Origin of the sequence: Paenibacillus sp. FSL R7-0026 (assembly GCF_038004485.1) — a bacterium.
Lineage (GTDB): Bacteria > Bacillota > Bacilli > Paenibacillales > Paenibacillaceae > Paenibacillus > Paenibacillus xylanexedens_A.
The window spans coordinates 4501133-4527386 of sequence record NZ_JBBORG010000001.1 but is presented as its reverse complement, the minus strand read 5'-3'; the positions used below and the strand labels follow the sequence as shown (position 1 = coordinate 4527386).

Here is a 26254-nt window from a genome sequence, read left to right as displayed (position 1 = left end):
CGTAGGTGAAGATCGGTATCATGGGTGGTACGTTTGATCCGATCCACATGGGACACCTCCTGGCAGCTGAAGCGGCAAGGGACTCACATGCACTGGATGAGATCTGGTTCATGCCTTCCCATGTTCCACCTCACAAACGCGGAGCCGGAGCTTCGGGACAGCAACGTCTTGATATGACGGAAGCGGCTGTGAAGGGTGTGCAGCAATATGAGGTGCTGGGTATCGAGATGGAATTGGGCGGAGTGTCTTATACCATCGATACGATGAAGGAACTGTGGCGTCGCCATCCTGAACATGAATTTTATTTCATTATCGGGGCGGATATGGTGTACTATCTTCCCAAATGGGAGCAGATTGAAGAGCTTGCAGAACGCTTAACCTTTATCGGAGTTGGTCGGCCGGGCTTCCAGTTACATCTGGATGATTTACCAGACGAGTTACAGGATCGGGTTCTGCTGGCCGAGATGCCCTTGGTCGATATTTCATCGACAGCCGTACGCAGACGTCTGGCCAAAGGACATTCGGTACGCTTCATGATTCCTGATGAAGTGCACCAATACATTGTAAGGAGCGGTTTATATGGCACTAAGCCGTGATGAACTGATTCAAGCCGTATCCGGACAAATGCCGGAAAAACGCTGGAAGCATACACTGGGTGTGATGGAATCTGCAGTGATGTTGGCTGAAAAATACGGGGCTGATCCTGTGAAAGCAGATTTGGCAGCGATATTGCATGATGTGGCGAAGTACTGGCCCGTAGCCGAGATGGAAGCGGTCATCCGTGATAACGGATTAAACCAGGAACTTCTGCAGCATGACAAACAACTCTGGCATTCCGAAGTCGGTGCTTTTGTAGCCAAGCGTGATTACGGTGTGGAAGATTCCGAAGTTATTAATGCCATCCGGTGGCATACCTCGGGTCGTGTAGGCATGAGCTTGCTGGACAAAGTGGTATGTCTTGCCGATTACATTGAACCGGGACGAGATTTCCCGGGAGTAGATCACATTCGCGAACAGGCTGAACGTAGTCTGGAGGAAGGTTTAATTGCCGGATTCGATTCGACGATCAGCTTGCTGATCTCGCAGCGCCGTGTCATTTATCCTTTGACTATGCTGTCGCGGAATGACTTAATTGCACAATTATAGAGGTTGTTCAAAAAGCTTACGAAGGATGCCTAGCGGCATCATCAGCATCGAAGATGAAATTCAGCTGAAATGTCCGTTGCTCACGTAGTTTGCCTACGCTCCGCTACTCCATTTCTAGCTTTATTCCATCTTCTCGGTACTGAAAACTGATCTTTTTGAACACACAATTATAGATTATGGAGGTTGGTTCATGACAGTATCATCGAAAGAACTTATGAATATGGCGGTTGCTGCCGCTGACGACAAAAAGGCATCCAACATTGTAGCGTTGGATCTGATTAATGTTTCTCTGGTGGCAGATTATTTTGTTATTTGTCACGGGAATTCCGATACACAGGTACAAGCCATTGCCACTGAAATTCGCAAACAGGCTCATGCAGCCGGAGCGACGATCAAAGGTATCGAAGGTATGGATTCCGCACGTTGGGTACTGATGGACATGGGCGATGTTGTTGTTCATATCTTCCACCGTGACGAGCGTGAATACTACAACATTGAACGACTATGGTCTGATGCCAAAGTGGTGGAAACTGTATGAGTTTGATTGCTGGAACAGTCGTCTCTTTGCCGGTTTCACGTGAAGTGTCTCCGTTTGGCTTCTTTTTGACGACAGGATCGGAAGATGTACTGCTTCACTACACCGAGTTAACGCGGGATATTAAGATTGGTGAGACGCTTGAGGTATTTGTATTCTTTGATACCGAAGATCGTCTGGCGGTAACGATGAAAAAGCCTTATCTCATGCTCGGCGAAATGGCACGACTGGTTGTGGCTGATGTTCACCCACGACTGGGCTGTTTCCTTGAAATGGGACTTGGACGGCAATTGCTGCTTCCTATTCGTGAATTGCCTGAACTGGAAGAACTGCGTCCTCAAGTGGGGGATGAAGTCTTTGTAATCATGGAACATGACAAGCAGGGACGTCTGCGTGCCAAATTGGCCGGGGAACGTGAGCTTTCACCATTGTCTTTCCATGCGCCAACTTCATGGTTAAACGAGTGGGTTGAAGCGACGGTATACAAGCCACTGCAGATGGGTACTTTTGTACTTGTAGAGGGCGGTGTACTGGGCTTTGGCGCAATTGGTATGATTCATTCATCCGAACGCAGTCATATGCTGCGTCTTGGTGAGAAAGTGAAATGTCGGGTGACACTGGTACGTGAAGACGGACGTGTGAATCTGGCCATGACTCAACTCAAACAAGTTGGACGTAACGAAGATGCAGACAAGCTGCTCGCCTTTATGAAAGAGCGTCCTATGGGCGGCATGCCTTACTCGGATGCAACTCCGCCGGATATCATCAAGCAGCGCTTTGGCATCAGTAAGTCTGCTTTCAAGCGTGCCTTGGGCAAATTGATGAAAGACGGATTGGTGGTCCAAAAGGAAAGCTGGACGTATCTGTCCGAATCTGCTCCTGCGGATCAAAGTGAAAACAAGTAATCTTCCTGATTAAATAGTTGTAATATGGAACTCGGATAAGGCAGGGATAGGCTGGGTAAACACCGGATGCCCCTGCTTTTTCTTTTGTTATATAAATTGAACTAAACATTTACACGAAACGGAGAGGACAGAAAGAACCTGAAGAAGCGGAGCTAAAAGCTTTCTGCAAGAAAGCTACTTCGAAAGCATACACTTCGCCTTTATCCCCGGATTTAATCCTTTATAAAAGGAATCAAAAAAATCTGGGGATAACAGCGATCGGAAGGTTGTTCTGTCATTGGAGTGTACAGTGTAAATATTCTTTAGTTCAACTTATATAGATCAATTCGAAAATGAAATTGAAAGTGCGGTGCCTGACATGTCTTACCGGAAATTTGCCTATGTGTATGATGAATTAATGGAAGATATGCCTTATCCGGACTGGATAAGGTTTGCAAGAACAGCATGGGAAAAGCATGGAATGCCCAAAAGTGTCGCTGAACTTGGCTGTGGAACGGGCTCCATTACGATCCCGCTCGTGAACTCCGGTTTCGAAGTTACAGGCATTGACCTCTCATCAGATATGCTGTCGGTTGCACGCAGCAAGATGGAGGCTACGCCTCAGGGTCATCGCTTGTATCGCGAGGGCAGTGTCCGTTGGGTGCAGCAGGATATGCGGGAATGGCGAGTTCCAGAACCTGTGGATTCGGTGATATCTTTCTGTGATTGTGTCAATTATTTGCTTGAACAAGAAGATGTCATTCGAACATTCCAGCGGACATACGAGATGCTGAAGCCTGATGGTACGTTCCTGTTTGATGTGCATCATCCCAATACCCTTATTCGTTATGATGAAGAGCAGCCTTTTGTATTGGATGAGCGCTCCGTATCGTATATTTGGACTTGTGATCTGGACCAGGATCGCTGTGAGATTGAGCATCATCTCAGTATTTTTTCGCGTGTGGATGATGGTAGCAAGGATATGTACCAGCGGTTTGAAGAAGTTCATGTCCAGCGTGCATATAATCCGGACTGGATGAAGCTGGAGTTATCCAAGGCAGGTTTTAGAGACGTGAAGGTATATGCGGATTTTGAATGGAAAGAGGCCGGAGACAGCGCGCAGCGCTTGTTCTACGTGGCTGTGAAGTAAGAGCAAATAATGAGAACTGTCCTTATGTATGGTGCATAAGGGCAGTTTTTTGTTTGATTTTTTATGGAGAATGAATAGTAGTAGTCTTAAATAGGGTAAAGGGATGCAAGAAAAGACTCACGAGCGTGACAAAAAGTATTGCCAGTTAAAGTAAAGGAGGCGATAATAGTCGGATAGAAAGCGTTTTCCGAGAAATAAATCAAATGTCAATGTGAGGTGTAGAAGTGGAAAGTACATATAAAACAAGACTTTCGTCAGAACAGTTGAATGCCATAATAGAGCAGCATTTCTCTGCAAGTATACAGGACTACAAGGAAATGGTGGATGGCTGGGCCAATCATGCATATCTCATTACACTGAGTGACGCACAGCGAGTGGTACTCAAAATTGCACCGTCGGCTTCGACAAATCTGATGCGCTGTGAGCAGGATCTCATGATTGCTGAGGTTGAGGCACTACGCCTCATCACGGAGCTACAGGATATTCCTGTACCCCAAGTGTTGGCTTATGACGATTCGTTAACTATGGCTTCAGCGCGTTATTTTATCATGGAGTACATGTCTGGAACACCCTATAATCAGGTCAAGGATCAATATTCTGCGGAAGAGCAGGAAGCCATTGAACACGAGCTCGGTCGGTACAATCGTCGAATTAATGAAATCAAGGGCGAGAAGTTTGGATATTTCTCGGAGCAAAAACAGCGATATTCCACATGGAAAGAAGCATTTATGAATCTGATGAAGGATATTCTTACCGACGGGGAAGAAGCCGGGGTTACATTTTCAATAGATTATCCTGAATTGAGACGCTTGATTGGAGAAAAATCGAATGTGCTGGACGATGTAAAAGAACCTGTGCTTGTGAGTTGGGATCTGTGGGACGGCAATGTGTTAGTAGATAAAGGTCGCATCACAGCGATTATTGATTTTGAACGTTCACTGTGGGCAGATCCTTTGATGGAGCATTATTTCAGTCATTTTAACTATACGCCTGGTTTTGTGAAAGGCTATGGGCATGCGATTACGACTGAAAGTGAGCTGAAAAGAAGAAGTCTCTATGACTTGTACTTTGATCTGGTGCTGCGCATTGAGTGCGCTTATCGTCAATATGATAATCAGGAACATGTGAATTGGACCATTCATAATCTGGAGGAAGGCATTGAGCGTTTTCGTTTATCTTGAAAAGAAACCAGCGTTATGAACGGTACGAAGCGTAGACTTCAAGATAGCGATTATAACGTGTAATATTGACTTTGGGCTTGCTTTTTTATATAATGGTCCCGATATTGTATACATATTTCGATGATAAGGATCAGTAGTAATTCCTGTACATAACAGAGAGCCGGCGGTTGGTGCAAGCCGGTTGACAGTGATTTGCGAACTCGCCTTGGAGAAATGCGGTGATTACACCATTCTGTTTAACCTGCTTGTATAAAGCTTGGGTTCAGGAATGGAAATCCGCATCGGTTAACCGCCGTTACAGGTCCAAAGGGAGTGGATGACGAAGCACGTTCGTCCGCTAACTAGGGTGGTACCACGGGAATTCAACCTCTCGTCCCTAGCGCTGCAAACGCTACGGGATGCTGAGGTTTTTTTGTTGCAATTAAAGCTAAAGCGAATAACCTGAAGGAGGAACAATAGATGAGTGAGAATAACCAGCCGAAACACGGCTATCAGCCACAAGTCATGGAAAAAAGTTGGCAGCAATACTGGGATGCAAATAAAACGTTTAAAACCGGTGAGGACCCTGCTAAACCGAAATTTTATGCACTGGATATGTTCCCTTATCCATCCGGTTCAGGTCTGCACGTAGGCCATCCAGAAGGATATACGGCAACGGATATCGTTTCCCGATACAAACGTATGCGCGGTTACAATGTATTGCACCCAATGGGTTGGGATGCTTTCGGTCTGCCTGCTGAGCAGCATGCACTGGATACAGGTGAACATCCACGAGATATTACATTCCGTAATATTGACAATTTCCGTCGCCAGATCAAATCGCTTGGTTTCTCCTATGACTGGGATCGTGAGATCAGCACAACGGACCCTGAATACTATAAATGGACACAATGGATCTTTATTCAGCTGTACAACAAAGGTCTGGCTTATGTGGATGAAGTTGCAGTTAACTGGTGTGAAGCCCTTGGAACGGTACTTGCTAATGAAGAGGTTATTGATGGCAAGAGTGAACGTGGAGGACATCCGGTTGTACGCAAACCGATGCGTCAATGGGTTCTGAGAATTACCGAGTATGCAGAGCGTCTGTTGGAAGACTTGGAAGAGCTGGATTGGTCTGAAAGCATCAAGGATATGCAGCGCAACTGGATCGGTAAATCGACAGGTGCGGAAGTTGTATTTGCCATTGAGGGTCGCGAGGAAGTCATCAAGGTGTTCACTACCCGTGCGGACACATTGTTCGGTGCGAGCTTTGCAGTACTTGCTCCGGAACATGAATTGGTAGAAGCAATTACAACCGATGACCAACGTGAAGCTATTCAGGCTTATCAGGAGCAGGCTTCTCGTAAGAGTGATCTGGAACGTACAGATTTGGCCAAAGACAAAACAGGTGTATTCACTGGCGCTTATGCAATCAATCCCGTTAATGGTGCAAAACTGCCGATCTGGATTGCTGATTACGTTCTTGCAGGTTACGGTACAGGTGCGGTTATGGCTGTTCCGGGTCATGATGCACGTGACTGGGAATTTGCGAAGCAGTTCGGTCTGGATATCATCGAAGTTATTCAAGGTGGAGACGTTACACAAGAGGCGTATTCGGGTGATGGCGCGCATGTGAATTCAGATTTCTTGAACGGACTGAATAATGAAGAAGCGGTTGCCAAGATGATTGCTTGGTTGGAAGAGAACGGTAAAGGACAAGGTAAAGTAACCTATCGTCTGCGCGATTGGCTGTTCAGCCGTCAGCGTTACTGGGGTGAGCCAATCCCGATTCTGCATCTGGAAGACGGAACGATGAAGACAGTACCGGAGGATCAACTTCCACTGCTGCTGCCTGATATCGACCAGATCAAACCTTCGGGTACAGGAGAATCACCACTGGCGAATGTTACGGAGTGGGTGAATACGGTAGATCCGGAAACGGGAATGAAGGCACGTCGTGAGACCAACACCATGCCACAATGGGCGGGTAGCTGCTGGTATTACCTGCGCTTTATCGATCCGCACAATGACAAGGAACTGATCTCCAAGGAGAAACAGCAACAGTGGCTGCCGGTTGATCTGTACATTGGCGGAGCAGAGCACGCGGTGCTTCACTTGCTGTACGCTCGTTTCTGGCACAAAGTGCTGTATGATCTGGGTGTTGTGGAGACCAAAGAGCCTTTCCACAAACTGGTGAACCAAGGTATGATCCTGGGTACCAATAATGAGAAAATGAGTAAATCCCGTGGTAATGTCATTAACCCGGATGAAATCGTCAATGAATTCGGTGCAGATACATTGCGTCTGTACGAGATGTTCATGGGACCATTGGAAGCGACAAAACCGTGGAATGCAAACGGGGTTGAAGGCATGCACCGCTTCCTGTCACGTGTATGGCGTCTCTTCATTAATGAAGACACAGGAGCCATCAATGACAAGATTACGGTGGACGGTGGAACGGATGAGTTCAAACGGACTGCTCACAAAACGATCAAAAAAGTTACGGAAGATCTGGAACATCTGCGCTTCAACACATCCATCAGCCAGCTGATGATTTTCATCAACGATGCATACAAAGCGGACACACTGCCTCGTGAAGCGATGGAGAAATTTGTGCAGCTGTTGTCACCACTGGCACCACATATGGCAGAGGAACTGTGGAGTCGTTTGGGTCATGAAGGTGGAATCTCTTACGTGGCTTGGCCTGAATATGATGAGTCCATGACAGTGGATGCGGAAGTAGAAATCGTTGTTCAGGTAAACGGTAAAATTGTAACTCGTGCTACGATCGCGAAGGATCTGGATGCACAGGGTATGCAGGACTTTACGATGGAGCTGGCACCTGTTAAGCAGGCGCTGGAAGGCAAGACCATTCGCAAGGTCATTGCCGTTCCAGGCAAACTCGTTAATATTGTTGCCGGTTAATCTCACCGGCTCGGAATAGTTCATCCAGCTTTAACAAATCTTCATCATATTTGTCATGTGTCGTGTGGATCAGGCTGTCGAAAACGCCGTCAAGACTAACCTTCAGCAGTGCAAGTGCCTGAGCGGTAATACCGCCAGGTACAGCGACACGAGCCTGAAGCTCTTGCGGGGTGTATCCTCCTTCGGTGAGCAGCTTGCCTGTTCCCAGGAGCATTTCGCCAGCCAGAGCGCAGGCATCTGCCCTTTTGATACCTGTCAGCTTCACTGCACTTTCGATCCACTGTTCCAAAAAGAACGATATGAATGCAGGTCCGCAGCTGGAGAAGTCGGATGTGATTCGTGTACAGGCTTCATCCACTTGGTACGGCCTGCCTATATGACTGAGCATACTTTCCAACACAGCGCGGTCTTCACTGGTCATTCGTTCGCCATGTATGCAGAGGGATGCTCCACTGCCGACTTGATGTGTGACGCTGGGAATTACCTTGGAGACTTTGCAAGGAAGTGAAGATTCCAGATGTCGCAGCTGCACGGGACTGGTGATCGAGACAATTATATGATTGGGATTCACGACAGGCAGGATGTCGTCAATAACATGTTTGAATTCAAGCGGCTTCACGCACAGGAAGATGATATTACTTCGGATCACCGTTTCTCGATTGCTCTGGGATTCATGCAGACCGGGGTAACGGAGGGATAACTGACGTACTTTGGACGGGGTTCGATTGCTGGCCGCGATCTGCCGGGGCTCAAGTGCACCCGATTGGATCAGGGCATAGATTAGCAGGCTGCCCATGCTGCCGGTTCCGATAAATCCAACCTTCATTGTTTCAGGCCTCCTTTCATGCTTTACGGTACTGGCGCAGTTCATTCCCTCTATTCTATGCGTGAGGACCTGTTTCACATGACATGAAAAATGCACAACTTGTTTCATCAGGAAAGTTCAACGGTTCGGAAGCACCGCCCGTGTTCGAAATGAATGATTTTGAATTCAGGGAGAGGTGTGGAAGAATGAGATGGAACAAAGGGATGACCATTGCTGCTGCGGTGGTTGGAAGTATACTTATATTATGGTCGGGCAAAAGTGAACAACCACCTAGTGGCTGGGAACCCTTGCAGCTCGGCACCGAGAAGCCGACGATAGAGCAGGAACTCCCTGCTGTACAGTCGGCTACTTCGGTTCAGGGCAATACAGGAGCATCTTCGGGAGCGGATGCAAGTGGGATGCAGACTGGGAATGAGGCAAAGGCAGAAGAGTCTAAAGAGCTTGCGAGCTTTGGGGTTGAAGGTGATTCAGTTGTTCAAACTACAAGTCAGACGAATGATAATCCACCGGCCACCTCAAATTCGACTGAACCAGTTGTGCAGGGTACGAATTCGAATCCTTCGGTTACTTCCGAGACGGGCTCGAACAGTAATCCACCTGTAGTTCGTGAGGAAGCCAGCGACAATGGCAAGATTGATGTGAATACTGCGCCTGTCTCCAAGCTTACGGAGCTTCCCGGAATCGGAGAGAAGAAAGCTCAGGCTATTGTGGATTATCGGAATGCACATGGTCCTTTTGCAAAAGTCAGTGATCTGACAAAGGTCAAAGGGATCGGCATGAAGATGCTGGAGAAGATGGCACCTTATGTGCAGATCCGGTAATATTAGAATAAAAAATGTGTTGAGCGGGAGGAAAGCAGCATGAGTACAGTAGAGGTACGCAAGGACTGGGATACGTATTTTATGGACATCGCGTATATGGTTTCCACCCGTTCCCGCTGTTCGCGTCGTCATGTGGGTGCCGTTCTTGTTCAGGGAAAGAAACTGCTGGGAACAGCCTATAATGGTGCACCCACCGGCGTCCCGGATTGTTCTGAGGCAGGTTGCATGATATCGGAAGAGTATGAGTTGGTCGTGACCGATGGGCAAGAAGAAATGGTCAAAAAGCAACGATGCATTCGCACAATTCATGCGGAGCAAAATTTACTTTTATTCACAGATCGAATCGACCGCGAAGGCTCGTCCGTGTATGTGACCGACGAACCGTGCTGGACATGTGCCAATATGTTGGCGAATAGCGGGATTACAGAAATCGTGTTTCATCGTTCTTATCCTAAAGATACCGGCAAGGTTACCAATATGATGGAACAGAAGGGAATAACGTTCCGCAGGCTGGAGAATTACCAGCCCCCGCGGGAAACGATGATGACTGTGAGCAATTAATGTGAATATGGTCGAATACGCGAGGGAGAACCTCCGGCAAGCCTGAATTGGCTTTCCGGAGGTTTTTCTGCGTTCAACGGGTGAAATGAAGGAGGGGTAGAAATGAAAGGCAGACCGTTACTAAGTTTTACGATTTGTTGGTTATGCGGGAGTGCGATAGCATGCGCGTTAACAGGCTGGACGTTAATCTGGGGGTTAATTGGAGCTCTGGCATGTTTGCCACTTTTACTTCGTTTTATGGATGTGCGTGGATGGTCTGTTTTATTTTTACTCGCTGCCTTTATTGGAGGCGCTGCGCATTGGGAGTGGAATGACACACGCAATCATAGCAGTCTGCCGGAGACCATGCATATCGCTACTCATGAGTTGGACGGATGGTCAGCTGAAATTCAGGGTGAGCTGGTGTCAGATATACGTATTGATGGAGATCGGGCTGACTTTAAGATTCAGATGTCTTCAATATTGGCAACATTGGATTCGTTAGCAGATACAGATCTGGCAACAGCATCATCTGCATTCAACATAGATGAACAATTGATGGTACAAGTCAGACTGTTGGAGGAAGAAGAACAACAGATAGCAGCGGGCTGGAAGAGGGGCGATTTGATTACGCTTAATGGTTCTTTTGTCCTTCCTGGTGAAGCCAGGAACTTTGGTGGGTTTGATTATCGCAGTTACTTGCGCACCCTGCATATCCACTGGTTGTTCAAAGTGAAGGGAGCCAGTTCGGTAACAGCAGTTGCTCCTGAGGGACTTGGACAATATAACGTACTACGGTGGACGGATTGGACTAGGGATAAGTTGGGCTCGGCGGTTGATCAGTTATTTCCAGAGCCTCATGCAGGATATATGAAGGGGCTTATTATCGGGATGGCTACTGATATCGATCCTGGCACTTATGGCCAGTTTTCACAACTGGGTCTAACGCATATCCTGGCAATCTCCGGGACCCATGTCGCTGTATATGTAGCTTCTCTTCTCCTTATTCTATCCTGGTTAAGGCTTACCAGAGAGACGGCACTCACGATTGTTCTGATCCTGGTGCCAGCTTATGTACTTTTATCCGGTGGATCACCTTCAGTGATTCGGGCAGGAATTATGTCCATGATTGGGTTGTACATGGCACGCCGTGGCCTCGCGAGAGACGGTCTTCAGATGATTAGTGCAGCAGCGTTGCTGATGATGTGGTGGGACCCGTACTTTTTGCTGAGCGTGAGCTTCCAGTTATCCTTTCTCGTGACCGCAGGTTTGATGATCTACATGCCATTGATTAACCGGCTGTTCAGCGGCTGGCCGAAATCTCTGGCAGCAACGGCATCCGTTACCGTGACCGCTCAGCTGATTTCGTTCCCAGTAACCATTTTGTATTTCAACCAGTTCTCACTACTCTCATTTGTAGCTAACTTTCTGCTGGTTTCTTTGATCAGTGCCATTGTATTACCTCTGGGGACGGTCGCCATGTTATTGTCATTCATATGGGTTCCCTTGGCGAAACCTCTCGCATGGATTGCGATGCAACTGAATCAACTGACATTTGTAAGCGTGGAGTGGATGAACAGTTTGCCAGGTTTTGTATTGATCTGGGTAACACCGCCCTTGTTATGGATCGCCGCATATTATGCTGTGTTGTATGCCTTACTCTACCTGTTGCATCGTGGCAATGGTGAGCAGCAAGAAACAACGTTTGTTGAGGAAGAGACGGCTCCTCTTGTGAGACGACAACCTTCAGTTTCAATGGCGAATATGGGCATTCGCTCTTCGATGTCTACCGTGGTACAGAATCAAGGTAAGAATCGTGTAGATGGAAAAGAAACTTCATTAACGACATTAGGAGCCAGTATTGCCTGGCCGGAATATACAAGTGCATTTACCGCACGAGGTGCAGGATATTATGCCCATGAACGAATGAGTATAGCTCAGCAATGGTTGTGTGGGTTGCTCGCAATCAGCTTTATTGCTGGATTATGGTGGGCATATCAGACTCCCAAGCCTGCTGGAGCTGGCATCGTGCAGTTTTTGGATATTGGTCAGGGAGACAGCACATTGATTACAACCCCGGAAGGCAAACATATTCTGGTGGATGGCGGGGGAACGGTTAGTTTTGTGAACACCGAACAATCGTGGAAAACAAGACGTGATCCGTATGAGGTAGGTGCCAAGGTGGTTGTTCCTCTATTGAAAAAAAGAGGTATCCATCAACTGGACGCTGTCATTGTAACGCATGCTGACCAGGATCATGCCGGAGGACTACAGGCTGTGCTGGAACAGATTCCGGTTAAACGTTTCATGTTTAATGGAACGACCAGCGGTAAGGATAACTTTGATAAGTTGCTGAATACAGCCATGGAACGGAAAATTCCTTTATACGCCATTCGGCAGGGTATGTCCTATAAAGCTGACAAAGAGACAAGTTTACATTTTATAGCTCCGGATCTAGCACATATGGATGTAAATGCATCAGGCAATTTGCCTGTATCTGAACATCAGAATCATGATTCGGTTGTCTTTTTGCTGGAAATGGCCGGGGCTTCCATGTTGTTCACCGGAGATATGGATGCGGCAGCCGAGCAGGACCTGCTCTATATGATTCAGGATGGCTCATTGGCTGCCCAGTTTGAACAGAAAGGTGCAGATATTGGAGTTACAGAGGGCTTTGTACAAAGGGTACTTACACGACCGTTGCAGGTTGATTCAAAAGATGCTTCAGCATCTGTCTCCATTGACGTTCTAAAGGTCGCTCATCATGGTAGTAAAACGTCGTCCACCGAAGCCTGGCTCCAATACTGGAGCGCCAAAACCGCTGTGATATCTGCAGGAGTTAACAATACATATGGGCATCCCAATCCGGGAGTGATGGAACGTCTGGAGGCTACCGGGTCAGATATTTATCGGACAGATCAGATGGGCGAGGTTCAGATGAGGGTGAAAGATGGGAAGATTGATATCCGGTACAAGTTGGTCGGGGTTGAGTGAAGGCGGGCAATCTATTTATCGGTGTGAAGATGAGTGAAGAAAACTCCGATTTAATACCAACTGGAAGGTTAAAAAGACAAGAGAACATACAACAATGTGGATAGTTTGAGCAGAAAAAGTAGTAAAGTTAAGTATAAATATCGAGTAGATGATCCCACCTATGAAGCCTAATAGACCATATGCGGCAATAGCAACGAGCAATCTCATATACGTATTATCTTTTTTTCTGTATAAAAGTAATCCATCCACTAATATAGAGAGTGGCGTAATTAAGAAAAGTAAAATAGCGAGGTTAATCAATAATCCAACCGCAAATTTATACCAGAATGAATAATAGTAAGTATTCTCTAATCTTTCATCTATAGGGACATAGTGATATATCCCCATTGCAAGTGAAATGAGAACTGCAGTTAATACAGCTGCAAGTATTTTTCCGCGCGGCCTATTGATTCTATGGGTTTTTGTCATTTAAATATTAACCTCCATCTTAAATAACTATATTCAACAAGAGGATAGGCTAAGGGAGTTACTATATTTTAACATACACATGTTGAGGAAAAGTGGGAAACAGAGAAAAAAAGCACTGAGTTGACCTATAAAAGAAAAAGTCGTTTCGCTGCGTAACGACTTTTTTCTTAATTGCATGGTGGTGACATGCTTTTTTGGTAGTGGCAGGGTAGGAAATGAGGGAGGGGATGCGTGGTTCCACCGGCGCAGATCAGAAGGAGACGGATTAAAAACATGAAATATCGTTACTATAGAAAGCCTACAACGACAAAGGCGCTGCAGACTACCAAACGACTTATAAAATCCGGTAGGCTTCAGCCTAGTGAGATTGTCAGCATTCACGGCACATTCACACAAAGAAGATGGTACAGGCTTAGATCCATACAGCCGGTGAGAATTTCAGTTTACCGGCTTCTACCGGTTCTATAGCGGAGAAGGCCTAACCACTGAAGAGGAATTGAAATATTTCATGCTGGAAATAGCAGGATACCGTCAATGAGAACATTACAAAAGTTTCAAATGAATTCGGTCATCGGTAGTAGACTGGTATTCGGCAAGCAAGGGAAGGGAAGATTATTTTTAAAAGGACGAGGTACATTTAATAGAGGCGCCAAGGTTTACGCTGAGCTGCTTGTGAGGGCCTTGAACGATTTGCAGAAGTAAAAAAAATTTTGGATGCGAAAACTTTTTGGGAACCCGTATACGTCTTACTTCTTGTTACGACAAAGATTTATATAGAAAAGGGATAATCGACCATGTTTAATAGGAAAACTGAAAAAATTCTTACACACTGTATTACCGAGCATAAGGAGAACGTATACCGACTTGCTTATAGCTATGTCAAAAATAAGGATGATGCCCTAGATATCGTACAAGACTCCATATACAAAGCGATGACGCATCTCGAACGTTTGAAGAACCCAGATGCGGTAAAAAGCTGGTTTTACCGGATTGTGGTGAATACCGCCCTGGATTTTCTGCGCAGTAACAAAAAGGTTCAGGCGATGGATCATGAAATGATCGAAACCTACAGCCCCGGGACAGAAGATACGTATACGGACATTGATTTGAAGCAAACGCTCGAATCCTTGCCGGATAAATACAAGAGCGTCATTATACTGAGATATTTTGAAGATATGAAGATCGAAGAAGTTGCTGCTGTACTGGATGAAAATGTGAATACGATTAAAACAAGGCTGTATCAGGCGCATCAGCTATTGCGAATCAAAATGAATGATGAAACAACCAAAGGAGTCGAGTAAGATGAACAATAACATGGAACAGCTGCGAAAAGAATATCAAGAAATACCCATTCCAGATGAATTGGATAGCATTGTAAACCAATCGATTCATAAATTCTCTAAGGAGGGAAGGAGGGGCCGCGGCTCAAAGTACAGATGGTTAGCCGTTTCCAGTGCGGCTGCGTTCATGTTCCTTGTTGCGATCAATGTCAGTCCTCCTGTAGCGAAAGCCTTGTCATCCATACCGGGTGTGGACCGGGTTATTCAGGTACTCACGTTCAAGGAATACGTGGTTGACGAGTCTAATTACAATGCGAATATTAAAGTGCCTTCCATTACCGATATGGAGAATGAGCAGTTGCAAAGCGGGTTGAACGAGAAATATATGAAGGAGAACAAAGCGCTTTACGAAAAGTTCCAGGCGGAAATCAGCGAATTGAAGAAGCAAGGCGGAGGCCATCTGGGACTTGATGTCGGATATGAAGTAAAGACGGACAACGACGAGATTTTATCTATACAAAGATACGTGGTCAAGACCGCCGCTTCATCCTCGGAGGAGTTTCAGTTTGATACGATCGATAAGAGAAACCAAATCCTCATAACTCTGCCGATGCTGTTCAAGGACGATCGTTATGTGCGGCTCATCAGCGACAACGTTAAAGAGCAGATGCAGGTGCAAATGAGAGCGGACCCTAATAAGATTTACTGGACTCGGGGAGCTACCGACGTGCCGATCACCAGTGAGTTCCAGAGCATCGCGAAGGATCAAGGCTTCTATATCAACAACGACGGCAAGCTGGTGATTGCTTTCAACGAATATGACGTCACGCCAGGCTATATGGGTTCTGTGGAATTCGTCATTCCCACGGATGTGTTGAAAGACGTTCTGATTAACAACAAATACATTAAGTAATGGAAGAGATCGGTGAGCGGGTACCCCGCGCCGGTTTTTTTTGTTAGTACTTTGGTCGAAGAGACATTGTTCTATTTTTGATTTTCCAAAACTTTCTGTACCATCTCATGCGTCTAGCCAATGAGTGTGCGTGATTAGACACTCATACAAAGAGATGGAGGATGAAAGCTATGAAAAAGAAAACGATAAAATACATGAAGATGGGGGCCATGGGCTGTGTAGCCATACTCGGCGTCGGCGCAGCGAGCTTATCTGAAAATGCGCTGGCCTCGGCACCTGTTTCAGCGAACGTAACTGTCAGCTCTAAGGTACATGCAACCGTCCCTTCGGCTAAAGGAGTAAAAATCGTGGAGAAGGTACTGAGCACAACAAGCAAGAACCTTATTGTGAACATCAAGGTACCGCAGCTGGACGGCATGCTGGACACCAGATACCAGAATGAACTGAATGGCATCCTTTTATCCCGTGCGCAAAAGGATCTTGCTCAGTGGGAGAAGGATGCCGCAGAAACGGCCAAAAAGGCAAAAGTAAATCACCAGAAGTTCCACCCCTATGAATTTTACGTCAGCTATAAGCTAAAGTCGGACGGAACTGGAAAGCCGGCAGAAGTAGTTTCGCTTGAAGTAATCACGGAAGGTTACAGGGGTGGAACGAGCATGCCCCGGATCGATACCTACAACTTGAAAAATGCCTCTGCGGCTCAGCGCGTGACACTGGAGGATATCCTCGGTTCTAACTATAAAGAAAAGCTTGATGCAGATATTCTTGCGCAAATAAGAAAGGATCCCGATCAGTACTTCCTGGAAGAATTCAAAGGGACGTTCACGGAACAGTCGTTTTATATTGAAAAAGGCGAACTGGTTATCGTCTTCCCGAAATACAGTATCGCGCCGGGATATGTGGGTTCACCGGAGTTCCGTTTCAATTTGAAGAATGCCAGCCTCTGAGGCAAAGCCGAATGATATGAAGCCAGAAGTCGCAGTAAAGTTGGATCTGAAAAAGGTGGCAGCTTGCTTCTTCTCGAGAATGGCTCCCAAAGCGCTCGGCGTAGCCACTTCGATTCATAAAAATCAGTTTTACGTGCAATCCAATTTGTGTCCGACATTCTAAATGTACAAGTACAACATTAATTCAAGTCTTATGCTGGAAACATGACGATTATTCTGAATGTGGCATCCCGAAGACTCTCTTCTTACGGGATGCTTTTTTTAGTTCTAAAGGTAGAAGTTCCATGAAAATGTTTTGTTCTCTTCATTGATTACATTAATTGGAGAAAACTTTTTTCATAAGCTCGGCGTCCTGCCTATGAGCGACAAATCAAAAAGGATAGGGACGAAAGCGAAATGCACGACAACACGAATCATTTCGGAAGTTTAATCCGGAACTTTGCACCGGTACGAGGCGATGGTAAACGTTATATACCAGGACTTGATGGCTTAAGGGCATTATCCGTCATGGCTGTCATGGCCTACCATCTTAATATCAAATGGGCTCAGGGGGATTTGCGTGGCTCCTCATTATCGATCTGTCGAGAGTGAAGGTACTCAGTGGTGCTTTTCTGTCATCGATGTTTTATGTGAATAACGGAAGAAATGATAGACAATGACTTGCAGTTTTATGACTAGAATAAAGATAAGGATGATTTGAAATGAACAAAAGGAAGAAAACACGGTGGTCCGTTTGGCTGGTTGGATTTATTGTATTAGCTGGCGGGATTCTAGGAATCAATCTAATGGTGCAAAATGTTCTAGCTGGAAACAACAGCGCTACAGAGTACGTTGAAGTGTCGCCCAGTGCATACCCAGGCTTAAATATCGAAACAAGGACGAAGAATACGAAGCATTATATATTGTCGATTAGCAACGTCCTCACAAATAGCAAGGAGATTAATACTCCTATTCAGACGTGGGTCAATGATCAGGAAAAGAAATTCTTAACCCAGGTTGGGACCGGTGCAAAAACGCTTCAAGGCGATCATCGTGCTGAATTGAATATTACAGTAGATACGAATAAAATTAATGACCATTTATATAGTTTAGTGTTCACTTCCTATCAAATCACCAAAGGCGGTGCTAATGGACAATCGATAATAAAATCTTTTAATATCGACACAGCTGAAAATAAAATTTTGAATTTATCCGATATCATGACTTATGACAAAGCAGCTGTTGATCATATTATGTCAATCGTGAAGGAAGAATTGAAGAAACAGAAAAACGTCCACTCTTATGTATTCGAAGCAGAACTTCAAAAATCTATAAAAAATCCATCTGAATGGAAATGGTCCATAGGTAACGGAGTCTTTACTTTATACTTTAATAAATACGAGATCGCTGCTGGTGCAGCCGGAACGATCCAAGTGAACATTCCACTGAAATCCTTGCATTCCTACTTGAAAAAGGAACTCACCAAAAAATGGAATATCACTTATGAAAATAATGATGAGCCAAAAGGGAAGAAGCCGACTCAGCCTCCGCTTGATCCTAAAGGGAAATATGTGGCTCTTACCTTTGATGACGGGCCTCACCCAAAGGTGACCCCTAGAGTTCTAAAGACTTTGAAGGAGTACAACGCGAAGGCTACTTTCTTCATGCTGGGCGTACAAGTAGAGTATTATCCTGATATGGCTAAAAAGGTTGCTGAGGCTGGCCACGAGATCGGCAATCACTCCAAGAGTCATCCGAATCTGGCGAATATGAGCCTGAGTGAGGTACGCAAACAAATCAAAGAATCATCGGACCGAATCGAAGATGCGACTGGAGAAAAACCTACCCTATTCCGTCCGCCTTATGGTGCTATGAATGGATCAGTCAAAAAAGTCACCAAAGAACAGAAAACACCCATTATTTTATGGTCTGTGGATTCGCTGGATTGGAAAAGCCGGAACGCTCAAGTCGTAAATAAGAGGTTGCTAAAAACATCAGATCAGGTTCGATTGTACTTATGCATGATATTCACGCTTCTACAGCTGATGCGCTGCCCCAAATGCTTAAATCACTAAAAAAGCAAGGCTACCAATTCGTAACGGTGTCTCAGTTGTTGTCCTTGAATAAATCCACAGGAAATGGCCCTTATTATAATCGATAAGTTCATCACACCAAAAGAGGTACAAACCTTTGTTTTTCTAAGGTTTGTACTCTTCTATAGGAATGGATTTGTACTATCCTATATAAACCGACCTTCATTTATTTGGATTTAAAAATCATTCCTTGCTGTTTCATTTGATTGCAAGTCACAGCACAAAAAAAGCCCGCTTTCCGTTACACTCCAAGAAGGAGAATATCGGAAAACGGGCCATTTTTTCAAATGGTAGAAGAAATATTAGAACTACTCCACGCCATCCTTAAAGTGTTTGTTCCAGTGTTTGTCGCCTTTGTGCAACAGATCTTCTACCGTTTTCTCAAGAGTCATCAACAGCTGTGCTCTGACATCAAGTACGGTTTCTCTGTACAAACGTTCTTCCGATCCAACGATTTTATCACCGTATAATGCCTGTGCAGCTACGTACTTCCGATGTTCCTCGACCAGAGTATCAATGGACTCCAATGCATGTTCTACAAAATGGGAAATGCTTTGGTATTCTTTGGGCATTTGTTCTTTTAAAGCTTGAATTTTCGCTAGAGCTGGCATGCTCATCACCTCGTGTTTATGAATGTAAATTTACAATACACCATTTTCATGAAAATTGCATTAAAAATAGCTTAAATTTGGACAAATTTCGACTTTTTTTATTTTCAGAACCAAAAAAGTGCTTAGCTATAATGTATGCCATTGCATTTGAATTGAGTCGTGTAAGTAATGGAATCCCTTTTGGATACGTTTGGTGACTCATTATGCAATTTCTGTTATTCTAAGAGAAGATTTCAGCGGCCCTAATACATACGCCGTTATTTTGTTATGGCAAATTAAAAAAATACTTAACTTTGCAACAATTTTATTGATGATCACGTCTGTAAGGTTGCAGGGAGAGGGGGATCCTTTGTGGTAGAGCCGGAACTCATCAGAGCCGCTCAATCGGGCGATCGCGACGCTCTAATTACCCTATTGCGGGAGATTGAACAACATGTCTATCGGACCGCATATTACATTCTAAATAATGAACAGGACGCTTTGGATGCTGCTCAGGAAGCGTTGATCCGAATTTACACCAAAATCAATTCATACGAAGAAAAGGCCCAATTCAAAACATGGGTACAACGCATCGTCACAAACATCTGTATTGATAAATTCAGAAGAACCAAACCGTCCGTCTCCATTGACGAACATGACATGGTTTTTCAGGATAATCAGGATGTGGAGTACGAGGTCATGTCTACATATGTGGCCCAAGACATTCAGGATGCGATCAACAAGCTTCCCGAGCATCATCGTACCGTTATTGTTCTAAGATATTTGCAGGACTTATCCTACAATGAAATTGCGGATTGTCTCGATCTTCCGTTGAATACGGTGAAATCTTATTTATTTAGAGCCAGACAGCAATTACAGAATCTACTACAGGAATATCAGAAAGGTGGTGTGACAGGATGAAATGCGAAGAGGTGGTGGAATGGATGCACCGCTATCTGGATCATGATCTGGGCGAGGCGGAAACCGCGCAGATGCTACAGCATGTGGCAAAGTGTCCGGAGTGCGCCGAAAATTTTAGTTTACTCAGAGCTCTTTCCAGAGAACTGGAAGAATTACCGCAAGTAAGCCCGAAATTTAGTCTGGTTGATGCGATTATGCCACAGCTTGATGCCATTGACGAAGCGCGGAAGGAACAAAGTAGCACCATACAGGAAATGAATCCTGTCCCCGCTGCATTTGAGAATTTACAACGTTCAAGTGAGCGGAAAACGAAGCAAAAATGGCTTAACTCGATGGCAGGACGTATGTCCATGGGTGCAGCGGCTGCGGCAGTTATATTGGGATTCGCCATCTGGGGGAATCCGCCTGAACAGATTGAGAATGCCGATTCCATGCTGATGAGCTCTGGAGCTTCTCAAGAGAGCGGCAATTTGGATGAGAATTCATTAAGCAAGAATATTGAAAATTATGATCCTGCCACTTCGTCCCAACCAAGCAGCAACGATGTGTTTGTAGGTCAATCGAATGATTCACCAACTAAACCAGATAACCAAGACGTAGAAACAATGCCTGAAGAGAACGGTGGAGATGAGGTACAGGAGCCTGAAGTTCAGTCAGATCCGACACCTAAACAACCGGCTACTGAATCAACGCCTGCTCCGAATAAAGGACCGCAGGATAATTCGTCCAGAACTCCTTCGACCGATAATCAGAAGAATCCGGCTCAAAACCAAGATTCTGAGCAGAGAATTCAGGGATCAGGAGATTCTCCTAAATCTTCTGCAGATGGGGAAGAGAATGGAGTAACAGAAACAGAAAATGGAGATGCCCAATCCTTCACTTCTCAGGATACAACACCTAATATAACTGAAGATGTTCCGGTTGAAGGTAACACTGTACCTGATTCCGGTGCAGGTACAGACGCATCTGGAGGAAACAAAGGTTTCGCAGCAGGACCGGATCAGGGAATGACTACAACGGCAGCACCAAAAGAATGGAAGTCACCTGACGGCTCCTATGTAGTTATGCTTATTGGTGATCAACTCAGCATATACTCCAAACCTGCCAATGAACCGGATGTTCTGAATTTGGTTGAACAACGCAGTATAGAGGGGACACTGAAGTCAGCGAGTTGGTCCAAGGATGGTACCCTATTTAATTACGAGACGGACAAGGACGGAACAACGGCGAAGAACTCGTTTAATGTACCTGCCGTTCCAAGTGGAGCTCCTGCGAAATAATTAAAAAATGGGGAGTGCGCTTCTCTAAACGAAAGAACATTTTCAGTATGACAAGCATATAGTGGAATTAACAAAACGTCCTATCTCAGTTCAAACAACTGACGTCGTATGACCGCGCACCGGCTTTTTCTAGAACTGCTGGTGTCTGCGTTTATATAGATGTAGGACAGGGGACCTTCATCCGTAAACTGGATGTAAGGTCCCTTTGTTGTCTTGCACTTTTTCTGGTAGGATAAGAGGGATAAGGAGGCACCGTGAATGGATGTAAAAAGTGCAACAAAGGCAATACGTAGTGGAGAACCGGCTCCGATCTATGTGCTGTATGGAACGGAAAAGTATCAGATACAGCAATTTACGGATATGTTAAAAGAACAGGTTATTGAAGAAGAACATCGTGATTTTGCGATTATTCCATATGATTTGTCTGAAACGGCTGTGGAGGTCGTTATTGAAGAAGCAGAGACCGTACCTTTTCTGGTTCCGCGCAAATTAATTATTGTAAGGGACGCGAGCCTGTTCACCGCAGGTAAAGAATCCAAGATTGAACATCAGGTTGATCGTCTGCTTACATATATGGAAAATCCGGCAGATTACAGTACGATTGTTTTCCTGGCCCAAGGGGATAAGCTGGATGAGCGTAAGAAGCTGGTGAAGGCTGTCAAGAAACAGGCGGTCGTTCTTGCTTTTGCTCCACTTAGTGGAGATGAGCTGTTGAGTTGGATAGCGAAACTGGCGAAGCAGCGGGATGTTTCCTTGGAGACGGGAGCAGCGGAAACGTTGATCAGCTATGCAGGAACAGGTCTTCAGACCCTGTCTGCTGAAGTAGACAAGTTATGTTTGTTTGCGGGTAATGGGGGGACAATCAAGCGTGCTGATATCGAGTCACTGGTTGCCCGTAGTACAGAGCAGAATGTATTTTCGCTGGTGGAAGAACTCGCTAATTTGCGACTGGAGAAAGCGTTGGCTCTTTTCTATGAGTTGCTGAAGCAGCGGGAAGAACCGATTAAAATTGCGGCTTTAATCGCACGTCAGTTTCGGATCATGATCCAGGTGAAAGAGTTGGGCCAACAAAGTTACTCCCAGCAGCAGATTGCCAGTCAGCTTGGTCTGCATCCATATGCCGTTAAGATTGCGGGTGAACAAGCTCGTAAATTTCAACCGGAACGTCTGAGAATGATTCTGAGTCACCTCAGCGAACTGGATTACCAGATGAAAACAGGAGCGGTGGATAAAGTACTTGGTCTGGAGCTGTTCTTATTGAGACTTGGTGCATGAATAGACAAATAGATGTAATAGATTACTAGTGTGAATAACAAACAAAGCGACCTTTGCTCCATGATGGTTAAATCATCGGAATAAAGGTCGCTTTATCTTTGTCTTATACTTATCGAATCAGATACTAAAAAATCCTGAAAGCCTATGCTGTTCAGGATTTTTCCATTGGATCGTATAAGTAACGCTTCTTACGCTTGTGCGGAAAGAGCGTTCAGTTTTTTCGCCAAGCGAGACTTTTTGCGTGCTGCAGCATTTTTATGAACCAGACCTTTAGTTACAGCCTTGTCCAGCTTTTTGGAAGCAGCTTGAATCGCAGCTTTTGCAGTATCAACTTCGTTACTTACCAGAGCAGCATCAGCAGCTTTAACAGCTGTACGGAGTGCAGACTTCTGGGAAGCGTTGAGTGCGCGGCGCTTGTCGCTCGTTTTTACGCGTTTAACAGCGGATTTGATGTTTGGCATTACATTCACCTCCTGTAAGGCATTTGCATGAATACAAACGTTTCACAACTTAAAATATTCTATCACGCTAGCATGTAAAATGCAACAGATATTCCTACGATGTTCGACATGCTGTATAAAGAACCCCTTTTTCCCACACAATATGCTCAAATGCGGTAAGGGAGGCAGGGACAGAATGACACTGGATTTGCAAAACTATACAGTTCGTACCGATTTGGCGATCGACTCCAAGGAAATGGCGCAAGGTGGACAGAAACAGACGATTCCCGGACTGCGGGAAGATGTGGAGAAAAAAGAGGGTATTACGATTACACGTATTGATGTCCTGAATGAAGAAGCAGCCACGGCCATTGGTCGGGTAAAAGGCCACTATGTCACCTTGGAAGTACCTTCACTACGGAATGGTGATACCGAGTTACAGGAGCGAGTTGCTGCCGAGTTCACACGTGAAATGGAAGATTTTATGGTTAAGGCCGGAATTAACAAAACATCCAAGGTCTTGATTGTTGGCTTGGGTAACTTAAATGTCACCCCGGATTCACTCGGTCCACTTGTTGTGGAAAATCTGATGGTGACGCGTCAGTATTTCGAATTGGTGCCAGATCAGGTTGCGCCAGGGTATCGGGAAGTCAGCGCGATTGCTCCCGGCGTGTTAGGTACAACGGGCATTGAATCCAGTGACATCGTACAGGGGATTGTAGACCGGACCAAGCCGGATGCCATTATTGCGATTGATGCCCTGGCCTCCCGTTCCTTGGAACGTGTAAATACAACGATTCAGGTAGCGGACATTGGTATTCATCCGGGGTCCGGTATTGGGAACAAACGGCGTGGCCTGACCCGTGAGATATTAGGTGTGCCTTGCATCGCCATCGGAGTACCAACCGTATGTTATGCGTCCACCATTGTGAACAATGTGATTGAGATGATGCGCTCACACTTCCGCCAGGAAACGGATCAGACCAAACAGATCATGGGTATGCTGGACGACATCGGTGAACAAGATCGCTTGAGTCTGGTGAAAGAGGTACTGGAGCCACTAGGTCATGACCTAATTGTTACCCCGAAGGAAATTGATGAGTTTATTGAGGGAATTGCCAATGTTATCGCTACAGGACTTAACGCCGCACTCCATGATGCAGTGAATCCGGATAACGTAGCTGCGTATACACATTAAAACTTAAAACTGCTGAGAAGAAGGTCCGAATCTATCGGACTTTCTTTTTTTTGTTTCTTGAATCTTTCATTTTCCTGTTCTAGCAAATTGGGCGGGCTCATAGAGTTGAAGTATAAGAGTTGTCCAGCAGGGAAGGAGACAGCAGAATGAACAAGATATTGGCCTGGAATATTGGAAAGTGGAAAAAAAGATGTCTGCACGTGCTGGCCATGGGCCGTACGTTGTTGTTGCTTATGATCATATCTGCCTTGTTTTTTGTCGTACTGGGTCTGGGGGGGATGGCAGAGAAACGCTTGAATAATTCACCCGTTTCTTCCATGAAAGGATTTGCGAGTGCCGTATCAAGCCGCTTTTTCGTCGATATGCTCGGTATGGAGATGCCCCATCTCACCCAGAAGGAACAGACCTCTGCCATATCCGGTGAGAATCTCACCTCATTTGTTTTCCAATTACTAACGAATGTAAATCCTCAAGATCCGAAAAGCTTGATTGCTAGAGAAATGCCGGGCATGGGTTCCAACCAACCTGTTCTGCTCCGTCCTGGATCTGGTAACGAAAAAGCCGAGGCACCCGAAGATTATCAGCCCGGTCCCGGTCTTACGGACACGGCTTCCGCAGGTGGAGGAAAACCCGGTAGTGAGCTGCATGTTCCACCAGGTCAGGACAATACGGATCCACCTGAGTCTAGTGAGCCTGGAGATGGAGAAGGTAAAGAAGATCCCCCAGCGAAGAATGGTGAGAAAGACAATTCAGGCTCTCCTATAACAGGCAAAAAGTCAATTCTTATCTATCATTCCCATCCACGGGAAGGCTACAATCCACTGCTAGGTACGAAAAGTGATAATCCATCATCAGGCAAATCAACAGGAAATGTGTTTCAAGTGGGAACCTACCTCTCAGATAGTCTGGAGAAGCTGGGAATCGGCGTAGAACACGCCAAGGATGATTACCCCACTAAAGTAAAGGACTACAACTGGAACTATTCTTATAAATACTCCCGTCAAACGGTAAAAGCGGCACTCGCTCAAAATGATGATCTGACGTATCTCATAGACATTCATCGCGATTCACAACGTCATGGCAAAACAACAACCACTATTAATGACCTGGGCTACGCCAAAGTGTATTTCATTATTGGACATGAAAATCCAAATTGGCGGCAGAATGAAGCCTTTGCAGCGAAAATTCATAAGAAACTGGAAGCCAAGTATCCTGGGGTATCCCGTGGTGTGTGGGGCAAAGATGGTGGAGGAGCCAACAATGGAGAGTATAACCAAACCCTTTCACCCAACAGCATTTTGATTGAGATTGGCGGCATCGACAACACAGGAGCTGAGCTCCAACGGACATCTAAGATTCTAGCAGACATGATTGCCCAAGTGTATTGGGAAGATCAGAAGGTGGACAAAGCCAGTGCAGAAACGTCATCACAGGGTGGATAGGGACTATATATGTATGAAGAACAAAATAGTAGAGAGTGACAGGAGGCAATGCACATGTCCAGATTCGGGAAAAGACTGTTATCCATCGCTGTATTAATGTTGCTGGGTGTTCTGTTTGGAATGCAGCTGGCTGGCAGCAACTTTCATATGGGTAATTCATCAGACGGCACGTCAACCGCTGTGACAATAGAGCCAACTTCACAGGTTACCGAATCTGTCCCGACTGCACCTGTCCAAAAGGAAATCAAAGAACCACCATTTGTACCTGTTCAGTCACCAAGCCAAGTACTTGGGGCGGATCAAAATAAGGCTCCGGTTGATGTGTTGGCAGACAAAACGGCTGGACTATTGCAAAATCTCTCACACAGTGGAATCAAGTGGGTGGTCTCTCTTTTTAGCGGCGTTGCTGAATAAAATACTATAATTTTAAGGTACAATATAACCTCT

At 45.5% G+C, this 26254-nt stretch carries 24 protein-coding genes and 1 other annotated feature; of the genes, 20 read left to right on the top strand and 4 right to left on the bottom strand.

All coding sequences use genetic code 11. The features are described 5' to 3' along the window. Window positions 1-5 precede the first annotated feature (5 nt). The 7 genes from MKY44_RS20020 to leuS all read left to right on the top strand — a co-directional run bounded on the left by MKY44_RS20020 (window position 6) and on the right by leuS (window position 7800). Window positions 6-596, top strand: coding sequence for a nicotinate-nucleotide adenylyltransferase (locus MKY44_RS20020; RefSeq protein WP_341008251.1), 591 nt, complete (start codon window positions 6-8; stop codon window positions 594-596). Further along, window positions 580-1146 carry a bis(5'-nucleosyl)-tetraphosphatase (symmetrical) YqeK gene (gene yqeK, locus MKY44_RS20015; RefSeq protein WP_315937190.1) on the top strand — a complete coding sequence of 189 codons (567 nt, stop codon included), beginning with the start codon at window positions 580-582 and terminating at the stop codon, window positions 1144-1146. The genes MKY44_RS20020 and yqeK overlap by 17 nt, the downstream gene beginning before the upstream one ends. A 190-nt stretch (window positions 1147-1336) precedes the next feature. Further along, entirely contained in the window at window positions 1337-1684 is a 348-nt protein-coding gene (gene rsfS, locus MKY44_RS20010) for a ribosome silencing factor (RefSeq protein ID WP_036615136.1), read from the top strand. After that, a complete protein-coding gene (locus tag MKY44_RS20005; protein WP_036668546.1) occupies window positions 1681-2586 on the top strand; it encodes a CvfB family protein in 906 nt (301 codons plus the stop codon). Before rsfS ends, MKY44_RS20005 begins: the two co-directional genes overlap by 4 nt. 358 nt (window positions 2587-2944) lie before the next feature. After that, complete coding sequence (locus MKY44_RS20000; RefSeq protein WP_341008249.1) at window positions 2945-3715, top strand: class I SAM-dependent DNA methyltransferase; 771 nt, start codon at window positions 2945-2947, stop codon at window positions 3713-3715. Window positions 3716-3939: 224 nt separating this feature from the next. Further along, entirely contained in the window at window positions 3940-4896 is a 957-nt protein-coding gene (locus MKY44_RS19995) for a phosphotransferase family protein (RefSeq protein WP_341008248.1), read from the top strand. Between the two features lie 111 nt (window positions 4897-5007). Further along, window positions 5008-5277, top strand: a binding site (T-box leader). A 78-nt stretch (window positions 5278-5355) separates the two neighbouring features. After that, on the top strand, window positions 5356-7800 hold the full coding sequence (gene leuS, locus MKY44_RS19990; protein ID WP_074095915.1) for a leucine--tRNA ligase: 2445 nt from the start codon (window positions 5356-5358) through the stop codon (window positions 7798-7800). Here leuS and comER read toward each other — a convergent pair. Next, the gene (gene comER / locus MKY44_RS19985; RefSeq protein ID WP_127545169.1) at window positions 7781-8626 is read right to left on the bottom strand and encodes a late competence protein ComER; all 846 of its coding nucleotides are present in this window, start codon (window positions 8624-8626) and stop codon (window positions 7781-7783) included. The two genes, leuS and comER, sit on opposite strands and share 20 nt — an antisense overlap. 185 nt (window positions 8627-8811) lie before the next feature. On the opposite strand from comER, the gene MKY44_RS19980 reads away from it, so the two are divergent. From MKY44_RS19980 to MKY44_RS19970, 3 genes are all read left to right on the top strand, one after another. Next, the gene (locus MKY44_RS19980) at window positions 8812-9447 is read left to right on the top strand and encodes a ComEA family DNA-binding protein (protein WP_341008247.1); all 636 of its coding nucleotides are present in this window, start codon (window positions 8812-8814) and stop codon (window positions 9445-9447) included. Between the two features lie 39 nt (window positions 9448-9486). Next, window positions 9487-10008: a deoxycytidylate deaminase gene (locus MKY44_RS19975; RefSeq protein ID WP_091028354.1), complete on the top strand. Its 522-nt coding sequence runs from the start codon at window positions 9487-9489 to the stop codon at window positions 10006-10008. Window positions 10009-10110: 102 nt separating this feature from the next. After that, on the top strand, window positions 10111-12981 hold the full coding sequence (locus MKY44_RS19970; RefSeq protein ID WP_341008246.1) for a ComEC/Rec2 family competence protein: 2871 nt from the start codon (window positions 10111-10113) through the stop codon (window positions 12979-12981). Between the two features lie 15 nt (window positions 12982-12996). Here MKY44_RS19970 and MKY44_RS19965 read toward each other — a convergent pair whose 3' ends face one another. After that, window positions 12997-13449, bottom strand: coding sequence for a hypothetical protein (locus MKY44_RS19965; RefSeq protein ID WP_341008245.1), 453 nt, complete (start codon window positions 13447-13449; stop codon window positions 12997-12999). 794 nt (window positions 13450-14243) lie between these two features. Between MKY44_RS19965 and MKY44_RS19960 the strand changes: the two genes are divergently transcribed. The 4 genes from MKY44_RS19960 (at window position 14244) to MKY44_RS19945 (ending at window position 18643) form a co-directional block, all read left to right on the top strand. Next, window positions 14244-14750, top strand: a complete 507-nt coding sequence (locus MKY44_RS19960; RefSeq protein ID WP_341008244.1) for an RNA polymerase sigma factor — start codon at window positions 14244-14246, stop codon at window positions 14748-14750. A 1-nt stretch (window position 14751) separates the two neighbouring features. Next, window positions 14752-15642 (top strand): DUF3298 and DUF4163 domain-containing protein, encoded by an 891-nt coding sequence (locus tag MKY44_RS19955; RefSeq protein ID WP_341008243.1) that lies wholly within the window; start codon window positions 14752-14754, stop codon window positions 15640-15642. 170 nt (window positions 15643-15812) lie between these two features. After that, window positions 15813-16589: a DUF3298 and DUF4163 domain-containing protein gene (locus MKY44_RS19950; protein WP_341008242.1), complete on the top strand. Its 777-nt coding sequence runs from the start codon at window positions 15813-15815 to the stop codon at window positions 16587-16589. Window positions 16590-17290: 701 nt separating this feature from the next. Then, window positions 17291-18643 (top strand): polysaccharide deacetylase family protein, encoded by a 1353-nt coding sequence (locus MKY44_RS19945; protein ID WP_341008241.1) that lies wholly within the window; start codon window positions 17291-17293, stop codon window positions 18641-18643. 326 nt (window positions 18644-18969) lie between these two features. On the opposite strand, the gene MKY44_RS19940 is transcribed toward MKY44_RS19945, so the two are convergent. Further along, window positions 18970-19272 carry a hypothetical protein gene (locus tag MKY44_RS19940; protein WP_062835531.1) on the bottom strand — a complete coding sequence of 101 codons (303 nt, stop codon included), beginning with the start codon at window positions 19270-19272 and terminating at the stop codon, window positions 18970-18972. A 351-nt stretch (window positions 19273-19623) separates the two neighbouring features. Between MKY44_RS19940 and MKY44_RS19935 the strand changes: the two genes are divergently transcribed. From MKY44_RS19935 to holA, 3 genes are all read left to right on the top strand, one after another. Next, a complete protein-coding gene (locus tag MKY44_RS19935; protein ID WP_017687205.1) occupies window positions 19624-20172 on the top strand; it encodes an RNA polymerase sigma factor in 549 nt (182 codons plus the stop codon). Next, window positions 20169-21452 (top strand): zf-HC2 domain-containing protein, encoded by a 1284-nt coding sequence (locus MKY44_RS19930; RefSeq protein WP_341008239.1) that lies wholly within the window; start codon window positions 20169-20171, stop codon window positions 21450-21452. The genes MKY44_RS19935 and MKY44_RS19930 overlap by 4 nt, the downstream gene beginning before the upstream one ends. Before the next feature lie 258 nt (window positions 21453-21710). Further along, window positions 21711-22727 (top strand): DNA polymerase III subunit delta, encoded by a 1017-nt coding sequence (gene holA / locus MKY44_RS19925; protein ID WP_339790133.1) that lies wholly within the window; start codon window positions 21711-21713, stop codon window positions 22725-22727. 188 nt (window positions 22728-22915) lie between these two features. Here the strand turns inward: holA and rpsT are convergent, their stop codons facing one another. Next, a complete protein-coding gene (gene rpsT / locus MKY44_RS19920) occupies window positions 22916-23188 on the bottom strand; it encodes a 30S ribosomal protein S20 (protein ID WP_024628504.1) in 273 nt (90 codons plus the stop codon). A 175-nt stretch (window positions 23189-23363) separates the two neighbouring features. On the opposite strand from rpsT, the gene gpr reads away from it, so the two are divergent. The 3 genes from gpr (at window position 23364) to MKY44_RS19905 (ending at window position 26221) form a co-directional block, all read left to right on the top strand. Beyond that, window positions 23364-24365, top strand: coding sequence for a GPR endopeptidase (gene gpr / locus MKY44_RS19915; protein WP_282320693.1), 1002 nt, complete (start codon window positions 23364-23366; stop codon window positions 24363-24365). A gap of 146 nt (window positions 24366-24511) precedes the next feature. Further along, window positions 24512-25807: a stage II sporulation protein P gene (locus MKY44_RS19910; protein ID WP_341008237.1), complete on the top strand. Its 1296-nt coding sequence runs from the start codon at window positions 24512-24514 to the stop codon at window positions 25805-25807. A 54-nt stretch (window positions 25808-25861) separates the two neighbouring features. Beyond that, window positions 25862-26221, top strand: a complete 360-nt coding sequence (locus MKY44_RS19905; protein WP_340017985.1) for a hypothetical protein — start codon at window positions 25862-25864, stop codon at window positions 26219-26221. Window positions 26222-26254 lie beyond the last annotated feature (33 nt).

Excerpts from the sequence above, each read along its gene's own strand:
- MKY44_RS19975 (WP_091028354.1), top strand. The coding sequence starts at position 9,487 with ATGAGTACAGTAGAGGTACGCAAGGACTGGGATACGTATTTTATGGAC.
- MKY44_RS19940 (WP_062835531.1), bottom strand. The coding sequence starts at position 19,272 with ATGCCAGCTCTAGCGAAAATTCAAGCTTTAAAAGAACAAATGCCCAAA.
- rsfS (WP_036615136.1), top strand. The coding sequence starts at position 1,337 with ATGACAGTATCATCGAAAGAACTTATGAATATGGCGGTTGCTGCCGCT.
- MKY44_RS19970 (WP_341008246.1), top strand. The coding sequence starts at position 10,111 with ATGAAAGGCAGACCGTTACTAAGTTTTACGATTTGTTGGTTATGCGGG.
- MKY44_RS20000 (WP_341008249.1), top strand. The coding sequence starts at position 2,945 with ATGTCTTACCGGAAATTTGCCTATGTGTATGATGAATTAATGGAAGAT.
- MKY44_RS19910 (WP_341008237.1), top strand. The coding sequence starts at position 24,512 with ATGAACAAGATATTGGCCTGGAATATTGGAAAGTGGAAAAAAAGATGT.
- MKY44_RS19905 (WP_340017985.1), top strand. The coding sequence starts at position 25,862 with ATGTCCAGATTCGGGAAAAGACTGTTATCCATCGCTGTATTAATGTTG.
- MKY44_RS19955 (WP_341008243.1), top strand. The coding sequence starts at position 14,752 with ATGAACAATAACATGGAACAGCTGCGAAAAGAATATCAAGAAATACCC.
- comER (WP_127545169.1), bottom strand. The coding sequence starts at position 8,626 with ATGAAGGTTGGATTTATCGGAACCGGCAGCATGGGCAGCCTGCTAATC.
- MKY44_RS19950 (WP_341008242.1), top strand. The coding sequence starts at position 15,813 with ATGAAAAAGAAAACGATAAAATACATGAAGATGGGGGCCATGGGCTGT.
- MKY44_RS19945 (WP_341008241.1), top strand. The coding sequence starts at position 17,291 with ATGAACAAAAGGAAGAAAACACGGTGGTCCGTTTGGCTGGTTGGATTT.
- yqeK (WP_315937190.1), top strand. The coding sequence starts at position 580 with ATGGCACTAAGCCGTGATGAACTGATTCAAGCCGTATCCGGACAAATG.
- MKY44_RS19960 (WP_341008244.1), top strand. The coding sequence starts at position 14,244 with ATGTTTAATAGGAAAACTGAAAAAATTCTTACACACTGTATTACCGAG.
- leuS (WP_074095915.1), top strand. The coding sequence starts at position 5,356 with ATGAGTGAGAATAACCAGCCGAAACACGGCTATCAGCCACAAGTCATG.
- holA (WP_339790133.1), top strand. The coding sequence starts at position 21,711 with ATGGATGTAAAAAGTGCAACAAAGGCAATACGTAGTGGAGAACCGGCT.
- MKY44_RS20005 (WP_036668546.1), top strand. The coding sequence starts at position 1,681 with ATGAGTTTGATTGCTGGAACAGTCGTCTCTTTGCCGGTTTCACGTGAA.
- MKY44_RS19930 (WP_341008239.1), top strand. The coding sequence starts at position 20,169 with ATGAAATGCGAAGAGGTGGTGGAATGGATGCACCGCTATCTGGATCAT.
- rpsT (WP_024628504.1), bottom strand. The coding sequence starts at position 23,188 with ATGCCAAACATCAAATCCGCTGTTAAACGCGTAAAAACGAGCGACAAG.
- gpr (WP_282320693.1), top strand. The coding sequence starts at position 23,364 with ATGACACTGGATTTGCAAAACTATACAGTTCGTACCGATTTGGCGATC.
- MKY44_RS19980 (WP_341008247.1), top strand. The coding sequence starts at position 8,812 with ATGAGATGGAACAAAGGGATGACCATTGCTGCTGCGGTGGTTGGAAGT.
- MKY44_RS19965 (WP_341008245.1), bottom strand. The coding sequence starts at position 13,449 with ATGACAAAAACCCATAGAATCAATAGGCCGCGCGGAAAAATACTTGCA.